At 42.2% G+C, this 1,615-nt stretch carries 4 protein-coding genes; all 4 read right to left on the bottom strand.

Annotation, left to right across the window (positions count from 1 at the left end; genetic code table 11):
• Positions 1-317, bottom strand: a 317-nt coding sequence (locus H6G26_RS41645) for a hypothetical protein (protein ID WP_190737988.1), incomplete at its 3' end; no start/stop codon positions are given.
• 194 nt (positions 318-511) lie between these two features.
• Positions 512-853 carry a hypothetical protein gene (locus H6G26_RS41640; protein WP_190737986.1) on the bottom strand — a complete coding sequence of 114 codons (342 nt, stop codon included), beginning with the start codon at positions 851-853 and terminating at the stop codon, positions 512-514.
• 144 nt (positions 854-997) lie between these two features.
• Entirely contained in the window at positions 998-1,330 is a 333-nt protein-coding gene (locus H6G26_RS41635) for a hypothetical protein (protein ID WP_190737983.1), read from the bottom strand.
• 16 nt (positions 1,331-1,346) lie between these two features.
• Positions 1,347-1,615 (bottom strand): hypothetical protein (locus H6G26_RS41630; protein ID WP_199327308.1); only part of this gene is annotated, 269 nt, incomplete at its 5' end.

Below are 1,615 nucleotides of genomic sequence, written 5' to 3'. Positions count from 1 at the left end.
GACTTTGCTATTTCAACCTTGTTTGTGCCTTGATCTAAATCTCCAAACACTTCGCCAATCCTGCCTAGTACCCATACTTGATATGGACGAATCAATGGCGCTCTTAACCTTTTTTCTTGTGCCATCTTCTGCATTTGGATTCGTGACAATTTATACTGAGGGATTGTTTCAGCCACTTCTGTCCAACGCTCCCATGTCCGATAGCAAATATCCAAAACTCGCAACATTTTGGCATTAGTCATCGGTAAAACCAAAGGATTCAACCCAGAATTAGTGGTCTTTCGGCTAAAAAGTTGTTCTCTCCATGCTTGGTTCATCAATAAATAGTCAATAGGTAGTCAAGAGTGTAAAAAACATAGTCAATACCCGTGTCAATTCCGTATGATTTTGATGTCATATTCTCTATTAATTGATAGTGAATTAACTGTGATTGACCTTACTTTTATACAATAAAAAAGCCACTCGCAATCTTCAAGGGCTTTTTCGGATTTCGTAGAGTTTTCTGTTTTATCTAAATTTGAAGATTCCGCGAAACTTGTTCAAAAATTTTTTGCTGTTCATTCACCAATAAAGCGATCGCCCACTTTGGTGGCTCACTATAAAACCATTTGCAAATTGTCGCGGTCGATGGTGGGGACAGTTCGGCCCGGTGATACCATGCAGCAATGAATGGCTCAAGCAATCTAACTGCTGTCGAGACAAATTCATAGTCCCCAAGCCGGGTGTGTAACCCTGCTAACTTGACTGCTTTAACTGCAATTTCTTCCAGTTTATTTTTCGGTTGGTATTCGTCTTCCGACAACAAAAATAGTTCACTCTTGCAATTGAACTTGTCTTCTAATGTTCGTACCATGTTTAAGTACCCTCCTATGGGATTAGCGTCACAAGGAGCGGAAACGGCGATCGCTTACCTCGGCCGGGGGCGATCGCTTGAAGCTTATTTAGAAATGTTATCTACCTCCGGCAAGGCGTAAGATAGGGGCTGTTTTTTAGTACTTCAAAAAGCCTTCTTTTGTTTAACCAACACTGAACGCAGGTACTGCCGACAGGCTGCCTCTCCCCGATAAATCAAAATCCGCAGTGCCTCTATTTCCTGCATTGAAGAAACACAGATTTCGGCAATGGCACTAATCAAATTCTGTTGCTTTTGCACATAATCTTGATGCTGCTGCTCTAACACAGCAATCTTGGAGTTTAACTGCTGTATCTGCCGTAATGCTTGAGTTAAGGACGATTCTTTGTTTTGAGAGCGATTATCTAGAGTTAAGTTTAGATGGTTGAGCTTCCCAATCGGAGCATTTATCACGTTGCCAGCCAGAGGGGTGAACATTATAGATTAAAGTCCCTTATTCAAGGCAAGGTTTCTTTGCAGAGGCATCTGCTGCTCGCCGTGCTTCTTGATTCGCTTTTTCTCCACCTTTGACTTTCTTCGTTACACAGATATTCTCTGGTGTGATCTTCGCTACCGCCAGATAAGACGTTCTTTGATTTGGTAAATTAGGATTTTCATTGGCATACACCCGCACGATTAAAGCGATGGGCAGCACCTTTCCTCCTCTGTTCTCTACTCGCCATTCAGCTTTCTCCCCCAAGGTAGAGAAAGCTGAAGTGATAA

The sequence above is a fragment of the Nostoc sp. FACHB-888 genome (genome assembly GCF_014696655.1).
Taxonomy (GTDB): Bacteria; Cyanobacteriota; Cyanobacteriia; order Cyanobacteriales; family Nostocaceae; genus Nostoc.
The sequence above is the reverse complement of the archived record's forward strand: the minus strand, read 5'-3'. Positions and strand labels throughout refer to the sequence as shown.

What these genes read in the sequence shown, in the direction of transcription:
- H6G26_RS41640 (WP_190737986.1), bottom strand. Translation starts at nt 853, where the DNA reads ATGGTACGAACATTAGAAGACAAGTTCAATTGCAAGAGTGAACTATTT.
- H6G26_RS41635 (WP_190737983.1), bottom strand. Translation starts at nt 1,330, where the DNA reads ATGTTCACCCCTCTGGCTGGCAACGTGATAAATGCTCCGATTGGGAAG.